The 7,915-nt window shown below is 37.4% G+C and carries 8 protein-coding genes; all 8 read left to right on the top strand.

The genetic code is table 11. The annotated features are described in order from the left end of the window. Positions 1-148: 148 nt before the first annotated feature. A complete protein-coding gene (locus KM885_RS15625; RefSeq protein WP_145523841.1) occupies positions 149-586 on the top strand; it encodes a MarR family winged helix-turn-helix transcriptional regulator in 438 nt (145 codons plus the stop codon). Between the two features lie 200 nt (positions 587-786). Beyond that, positions 787-1,845 carry an LLM class flavin-dependent oxidoreductase gene (locus KM885_RS15620; protein WP_216884244.1) on the top strand — a complete coding sequence of 353 codons (1,059 nt, stop codon included), beginning with the start codon at positions 787-789 and terminating at the stop codon, positions 1,843-1,845. Positions 1,846-1,857: 12 nt separating this feature from the next. After that, positions 1,858-2,424: an NADPH-dependent FMN reductase gene (locus KM885_RS15615; protein WP_216884242.1), complete on the top strand. Its 567-nt coding sequence runs from the start codon at positions 1,858-1,860 to the stop codon at positions 2,422-2,424. A gap of 356 nt (positions 2,425-2,780) precedes the next feature. Continuing rightward, positions 2,781-4,082, top strand: coding sequence for an MFS transporter (locus KM885_RS15610; RefSeq protein WP_047184504.1), 1,302 nt, complete (start codon positions 2,781-2,783; stop codon positions 4,080-4,082). Between the two features lie 212 nt (positions 4,083-4,294). Then, positions 4,295-5,008: a FadR/GntR family transcriptional regulator gene (locus KM885_RS15605; protein ID WP_204798802.1), complete on the top strand. Its 714-nt coding sequence runs from the start codon at positions 4,295-4,297 to the stop codon at positions 5,006-5,008. Positions 5,009-5,049: 41 nt separating this feature from the next. Then, on the top strand, positions 5,050-5,766 hold the full coding sequence (locus KM885_RS15600) for a (Fe-S)-binding protein (protein WP_047184536.1): 717 nt from the start codon (positions 5,050-5,052) through the stop codon (positions 5,764-5,766). A gap of 17 nt (positions 5,767-5,783) precedes the next feature. Continuing rightward, positions 5,784-7,220, top strand: a complete 1,437-nt coding sequence (locus KM885_RS15595; protein ID WP_204798801.1) for a LutB/LldF family L-lactate oxidation iron-sulfur protein — start codon at positions 5,784-5,786, stop codon at positions 7,218-7,220. After that, complete coding sequence (locus tag KM885_RS15590; RefSeq protein ID WP_204798800.1) at positions 7,204-7,905, top strand: LutC/YkgG family protein; 702 nt, start codon at positions 7,204-7,206, stop codon at positions 7,903-7,905. The genes KM885_RS15595 and KM885_RS15590 overlap by 17 nt, the downstream gene beginning before the upstream one ends. Positions 7,906-7,915 lie beyond the last annotated feature (10 nt).

Here is a 7,915-nt window from a genome sequence, read left to right as displayed (position 1 = left end):
TAGCCGAAAAAGTGTACAAAAATAGAGTGCCGGAAATATTGGTGTGAAAGACACACCGAGAAAAACTTGACACATACCTGTAATAAACATCCCTTGTCTTTTTATAACTTGAGGTGTAAAGTGATAGTAACGAAAGGAAGTGAGTACGGTGAGAAAAAATACACTAGGTGTACTGCTCTGGTTGCGTATCGCGCGGTTTACGCATCAAAGTAATTTATTATCGAATGATTTCTTAAAGCAATTTGGCATTACCGCAGCACAGTTTGATGTTCTTACGCAGATTTCTAATTATCAGCCTATCATGCAAAGTGAACTAGCTGTTAAATTAACGGTATCAGAGGGTGGAATTTCCCGTATGCTCACCAGACTTGAGCAAGAGGGATATATAAAGCGAAAGCAAGACTGGAAAACGAAATGGATTACCCTCACTTCAGAAGGTAGAGAAAAAATAGAAGAGGTTTTTGAACAGCAAAAGAACTTCCAAACGTCTCTTTTTAATGATTCCTTAACAAAGGAAGAGCAAAAAACTTTATACAAGCTCATGACTAAATTACAAAAAAATACGGAAGGTAAAATGGGAAAGTAATTAACCATTTATTTTTTATGATATCACTTGACTTGTAAACTGATGGTAAGAAGTTTCTTAAATGTTTAGTTTAGCACTCATCGGAGCTATGAATGCCGGAACAAGCGCAAAAAAGCTTAGTTTCACTACTCATACCGGAATATACGAAACCAATAGTCGAAAATACAAACCAACTAAAGAAAGGTGACAAAAAAATGGGCATGGAAAAATACCGAATAGATCAAAGTAAGGGATTGGAGTTTGGATTGTATTCATTAGGTGATCATTTATCTAATCCTCAAACAGGTGAGCGGATTTCCGCACAGCAACGACTTAAGGAACTTGTTGAAACTGCAAAATTAGCTGATCAAGCAGGCATTGATTTTTTTAGTATTGGTGAAAGCCATCAAGAATATTTTACTACGCAAGCACACTCAGTTGTATTATCAGCAATAGCTCAAGCAACTGAGAAAATAAAAATAGGAAGTTCTTCAACCATTATCTCTACATCCGACCCAGTTAGGGTGTTTGAGGATTTTGCAACTATTGATCTAATTTCTAATGGTCGTGCAGAGATTATTGCTGGCCGAGCTTCAAGGGTTGGACTCTTTGAATTATTAGGTTATGATATTCGTGATTATGAAGAATTATTTGAGGAAAAATTTGAACTGTTACTACAAATTAATGAAAATGAAGTTGTCAATTGGAGCGGGAACTTTCGAGCACCTTTAAGAAATGCAAAAGTATTGCCACGACCAAAAGAAGGATTTATGCCGATTTGGCGAGCTGTTGGTGGCACTCCTGCTAGTGCTTTTAAAGCAGGCTTTCAAGGTGTTCCGATGGCTTTAGCAATGCTCGGTGGACCAGTATCACATTTTAAAACATCTGTTGATACTTATCGTCATGCTTTAACCCAAGCCGGGTATGATCCGGCAGATTTTCCAGTTGCAACAACAGGGTTTTTCTATACAGCCGAAACAACACAACAAGCATTAAGGGAATATTATCCTCACATCAATGAAGGGATGAAACGAACGAATGGACGAGGGTTTGCTAAGCAACTATTTGCACAAGGAGCGGACAAACGGAGTGTCATGCTTGTGGGAAGCCCTCAAGAAATTATTGAAAAGATATTGTATCAACATGAACAATTTGGTCATCAACGATACATGGCACAATTGGAATTTGGTGGCGTTCCGTTTGACAGGATAATGAAAAATATTGAAATCATTGGTACCGAAATTATACCGGCTATTAAAAAATATACAGCAAAACAATAGGAGGTAATAAGTGTGAAAATAGTAGGTTTATCTGGTTCCATTGTGGGTTCTAAAACTAGAACAGCAATGAATTACCTATCCAAAGAAATCTTAGAAAAATATCCAGAAGTAGAATTTAATCTAATTGACCTAGCAGATTACGATATTCAATTTAGTGATGGGCGAAATTATTTGGAATATGAAGGTGATACTGGATTCGTTACAAAACAAATAATGGAAGCAGATGCCATCATAATTGGAACACCTATATTTCAAGCATCTATTCCTGCTACATTGAAGAATATATTTGATTTGCTTCCTGAAAAATCATTTTGGGACAAAATCGTAAGTATCCTTGTTACCGCTGGATCACCCAAACATTATTTAATCGTAGAACAACAATTAAAACCGATTTTATCTTATATGAAAGCACAAGTTGTTCAATCGTATGTATTTATTGAAGAAAAGGACTTTTACAGGAAAGAAATAATCAATGATGATATTATCTTCCGGATCCAACGTTTAGTCGAAGATACAGTAGTGTTAACTGAAACCCATACGAATATTCGTAAGGCTAAGGAAGAGGAGTATGATTTTTAAGAAGAAAAAAAGTGACTCAGTTTAGAATGAAAGACAGGATTATTTCCTTGGAGGAAGATTCCTGTCTTTTTTTAAGTTGAATAAGAAAAGTTATATGTAACTCCAATTGTATTGTTGCACTTATGAGTAAGATAAAAGTACTGTTACAACAACTTTTAAGTTATTAAAACCAAATAAAATGGAATATACTGGATAATTCATTTCCTTTGAAAATGATATTTACAAGCCCTAAAACTCATGATAGAATACGAACATAAGGTTATCGGGTCATCTGATGAGTTGGCAACATATGAACTATCCGAGAATTGTAAGCGATTTAAATTGGGGTGAATTAATTAATTGGGGGGAGAAAAACAATGTTAAAGGGGAATGTAAGGGTACTTTGTGCTAGTTTAATAGGTAGTGCGATCGAGTGGTTTGATTACTTTTTATACGGTACGGTTGCTGCCTTAGTTTTTAACCAGTTATTCTTCGTAAGTGAGGATCCAGTATTGGGGTTAATTATTGCGTATACTTCCTTTTCAGTTGCTTTTTTCTTACGACCTATCGGTGGAGTCCTTTTTAGTCATATTGGGGACCGTTTAGGTAGGAAAAAGACGTTAGTACTAACGCTCAGTTTAATGGGCTTATCTACCTTTGGTATGGGGCTGCTGCCTACTTATCAAGTGATTGGTATTTGGGCGCCAATTTTTCTAACTTGTTTACGTTTCGTGCAAGGGTTGGCACTTGGTGGCGAATGGGGCGGTTCTGTACTGTTAGCGGTAGAATATGCACCGAAAAATAGAAAGGGGTTATTTGGAAGTGTGCCGCAAATAGGGATTTCCCTGGGATTGATTTTAGGTTCCTTGGTTATGTCGGTGATGACACTTCTACCAGATGAGCAGTTCATGTCTTGGGGATGGCGTGTACCGTTTTTATTAAGTGTCTTACTTGTTTTATTCGGTTTATGGATTAGGAAAGGTATTGATGAAACTCCCGCATTTAAAAAAGCCCAAGAGGCGGGTGAAATATCAAGGCTTCCGATTGCAGATACATTACGTTACCATTGGAAAGCAGTGTTAATCGCGATGGGGGCAAAAGTAGTTGAAACGGCACCATTCTACATATATGGAACATTTATCGTTTCTTATGCAACATCCAATTTGTCATTCAATGAGTCCGAGGCTTTGAATGCGGTTGTAATTGGCTCCTTAGTTGCTACGATTCTTATTCCGATTATTGGACATCTATCAGATCGAATTGGTAGAAAGAGAATTTACCTATTTGGTATTGTGGCGACTGTATTATATGCTTTTCCATATTTCTGGATGCTGCAACAAGGTTCGGTATTTTTACTTATTTTAGCAACGGTTATTGGTTTGGGATTCATCTGGGGTTCCCTCAATGCTGTCCAGGGAACGATGATGTCGGAATTTTTCCCGGCGAAAATACGTAATACCGGGATTTCGTTAGGATATCAGCTTGGTGCGGCATTTGCAGGAGGAACGGCTCCGCTTGTGGCAACAACATTATTAGCCACTTTTAACAATTCTTACGTACCGGTTGCGCTTTATATGATTTTAGCTGCATTAGTCAGTTTCATTGCGATTATTTCGATCAAAGGTAATGGTCAAGTGAAGGAGCAAAGTGATTCAAATCTTGAAGAAGTTAGCGGTTAAGTTTTGTTGGAAGGATTCTGTTTCTACTTCATTTAAAAACAAAATCGGCAAGGTATTATGCCTCGCTGATTAAACATTAAAATTTTGCCAGATTACTTTCTTTAGGAGTGAACCATTGTATCAAAAAATATAACAATAGATTATCATCACAACTAGAAGGGATTTAATAGATTTAAGAAATCCAACAACTATGAACAGGGGTTGAACATGAATTGGAATATAAAAAAATAAGAAAGCGAAAAATCTACGAAGAAGTGGCAGATTCTTTAATCGAGATGATTAAAAATAAACAACTAAAACCGGGGGATAAGTTAGATTCTGTTGAAAAACTGGCAAATCATTTTGATGTTGGTAGATCTGCTATTCGGGAAGCACTTAGCGGACTTCGTTCAATGGAGTTACTTGAGATGAGACAAGGGGAAGGGACTTATGTAAAGGATTTTGACCCGTCTAGATTCACTTTGCCTGTTACTACAGCTTTTTTAATGAAGAAAAACGATGTTAAAGAGTTGTATGAACTACGGAAAATATTAGAGGTAGGAACAGCCAGCCTTGCTGCAAAAGTTTATAAAGAGGAAGATTTAATGCCAATAGAAAAGGCACTAATTGTTATGAAAAATGCAAAAGATAATGATGAACTAGCAGCAAGTGCGGATACCGATTTTCATATGGCGATTGCAAGTGCAACACATAATCAGTTACTTATCAACCTAATGAGTAGTGTGTCCGATCTACTTACCGAATCCATTCGTGAAACAAGGAAAGTCTTGTTATATTCGCAGGGGCGATCTGAAAAGTTATATTTGGAACATGAAAGGATTTTTAATGCTTTAAAAGATAGGGATTCAGAACTTGCGGGGCAATGTATGCATGATCATTTAGAAGAGGTAAATAAAGATCTATTTAAACATATTGATAAATGGTAAGAAGCTATCTTGGTAGTCTACATAATGAAGAGGTGAGAGGTTTGAAAGTATCCTTATTTATTACATGTTTAAGTGATATGTTTTTTACAGACGTTGGAAAAAATACGGTTGAGATTTTAGAAAGAGCTGGCTGTGCGGTGGATTTTCCTGCATCCCAGACTTGTTGTGGTCAACCAGCTTTTAATAGTGGTTATTTAAAAGAAGCAAAACAATCTATGAAACAGATGATGAGGAGTTTCAGAGATTCGGAATATGTCGTAGGTCCTTCTGGATCATGTATTGGAATGTTAAAAGAATACCCCAAGATATTTGCGGGAGATAAAGAGTGGGAGGAGGATGCAAGGGATCTTGCCAATAAATCCTATGAATTAACGCAATTTCTTGTTGATGTTCTTGGAATAACAGATGTTGGTTCCACATTTAAAGGAAGAGTGACCTATCATCCATCATGCCATATGACAAGAATTCTTGGTGTTAAGGATCAGCCAAGGAAACTTTTGCAAAATGTTAAGGGAGTTGAATTAATTGAACTTCCCGTTGCAGAAGATTGCTGTGGCTTTGGTGGAACATTCTCGGTGAAAAACCCTGACATATCTCGGGAAATGGTAAAAGAAAAATCAAGGCATGTATCCGAGACAGGAGCGGATTACTTGGTTGGTGGTGATATGGGATGTCTTATGAATATAGGTGGAAGAATGCGTAGAGAAGGGAAACAAGTAGAAGTTATCCATATTACAGAAATATTAAATACTCACTAATGGATGGAGGAGTTTACATGAGCGTTAAAATTGGGGAAGCTCCGTATAATGAACGTATAACAAAAGGGATTGAGAATGATTTCATGCGTGAAGCCGTTTCTTCCGCACAAGGGAGATTTAGAGCTGGAAGACTTTCTCAAGCAGAAGAACTTGGAAACTGGGAAGATTGGCGCAGGTTAGGAGAAGAAATTCGTACACATACAATAGAAAATATTGATTTCTATTTACAGCAATTGAGCGATGCAGTTTCTAATAAAGGTGGAAATGTCTATTTCGCGGAGACTGCTGAAGAAGCGAACCATTATATTCAGAATGTCGTTAAAAAGAAAAACGCCAGAAAAGTAGTGAAAGCGAAGTCTATGGTAACGGAAGAAATTGGTTTAAATAAAGCGATAAAGGATTTAGGGGTGGAGGTAGTCGAGTCAGATCTTGGAGAATGGATTTTGCAGTTGGATGAGGAAGCACCTTCTCATATTGTTACCCCTGCTTTACATAAGAACAAGGAGCAAATCCGCGATATTTTTGCCAAAAAAAGAGGGTATGATAAATCCGATGACCCAGAAGAGCTTGCTGCTTTTGCTAGAAAGGAATTACGTAAAGATTTCTTATCTGCTGATGTTGGTATTACGGGATGCAACTTCGCTATAGCAGAATCAGGAGCAATTACGTTAGTAACGAATGAAGGAAATGCAGAAATGGTAACTACCCTTCCAGATACTGTTATCACGGTGATGGGGATGGAACGCATTGTCCCTACATGGGAGGAAATGGAAGTACTTGTTAGTTTATTAACGAGATCGGCTGTTGGACAAAAGTTAACTAGTTATATCACAACCTATGGTGGGGCGCGCTTAGAGGATGAAGTAGATGGCCCTGATGATTATCATCTAGTTATTGTTGATAATGGTCGTTCGAAAATTTTAGGAACGGAATTTCAAGCTGCTCTTCATTGTATACGCTGTGCGTCCTGTATCAATGTTTGTCCAGTTTACCGACATGTTGGAGGTCATGCATACAATTCCATTTATCCAGGACCAATTGGTGCGGTTATTACGCCGTTATTGGATGGATATGATGATCATAAAGAACTTCCTTATGCATCTTCTTTATGTGGTGCTTGTACAGAAGCATGTCCAGTTAAAATTCCATTACATGAAATGCTTATCCGCCACCGACAAATTATCGTGGAAAGGGAGAATAAGGCACCAATGACTGAAAAGATTTTGATGAATGGGTTTGCTAAATGGTCATCAAGTCCTGCCGCTTATAAAATAAGTACTAAATTAGCAAGGCCTGCTTTAATCCCATGGATCAAAGACGAGGACATGATTGAAAATGGACCAGGGCCTCTAAAAGGATGGACAGATGTACGTGATTTTCCTGCCCCTAGCAAAAAGTCATTTCGTGCTTGGTTTAAAGAAAGAGAGAGTGAACAACATGAACGTTCAAAATAAGGAGTCATTTTTAAATAATCTAGCCGATAGACTTAACAGGCCACGTCGAACCCAAGGGGTAGCACGGCCTGATTGGAGCGTTTATCCTCAATATGAAGTATTTAAAGGGGCATCGCAGGATGAATTGGTTGAAGTTTTAGAAAAACAGTGTGAAGCTATCCATACTGATTTTATACAAACAGATCAGATGGAATTACCAATAGTTCTTGAAGAAACGATTAGGAAATATGATGGAAAGTCGATTATAGTATCCAATGATCCTCGTAATGAGAAATATGGACTAAACCGTTTTTATAAAAATTTAGATGAAAATGTAAATGTTCATATTTGGGATCCCGAATTAGGAAAGGGAAATCAGGTAATTGCGGAACAGGCAGATGTAGGAATTACATTTAGTGATATTACATTAGCTGAATCCGCTACTGTGACATTATTTAATAATAAAAATAATGGCCGCTCCATTAGTTTATTACCCAAAACGTATATAGCCATTATTCCAAAAAGTACGCTTGTTCCTCGCATGACACAAGCAGCTAATCAAATTCATGAGGCAACGCTTAAAGGGGAGACTGTTGCATCTTATGTAAGTTTTATATCTGGGCCAAGTAATAGTGCGGATATTGAAATGAATTTAATTGTTGGAGTTCATGGTCCGATAAAAGCTACTTACATTTTAGTGGATTAAAATGATCACA

The organism is Oceanobacillus caeni (assembly GCF_019037185.1).
In the GTDB taxonomy this organism is placed as follows: Bacteria; Bacillota; Bacilli; order Bacillales; family Amphibacillaceae; genus Oceanobacillus; species Oceanobacillus caeni.
Note: the sequence above shows the minus strand (reverse complement) of the source record. Positions and strands in the feature narration are given on the sequence as shown.

What these genes read in the sequence shown, in the direction of transcription:
- KM885_RS15620 (WP_216884244.1), top strand. Translation starts at nt 787, where the DNA reads ATGGAAAAATACCGAATAGATCAAAGTAAGGGATTGGAGTTTGGATTG.
- KM885_RS15610 (WP_047184504.1), top strand. Translation starts at nt 2,781, where the DNA reads ATGTTAAAGGGGAATGTAAGGGTACTTTGTGCTAGTTTAATAGGTAGT.
- KM885_RS15595 (WP_204798801.1), top strand. Translation starts at nt 5,784, where the DNA reads ATGAGCGTTAAAATTGGGGAAGCTCCGTATAATGAACGTATAACAAAA.
- KM885_RS15590 (WP_204798800.1), top strand. Translation starts at nt 7,204, where the DNA reads ATGAACGTTCAAAATAAGGAGTCATTTTTAAATAATCTAGCCGATAGA.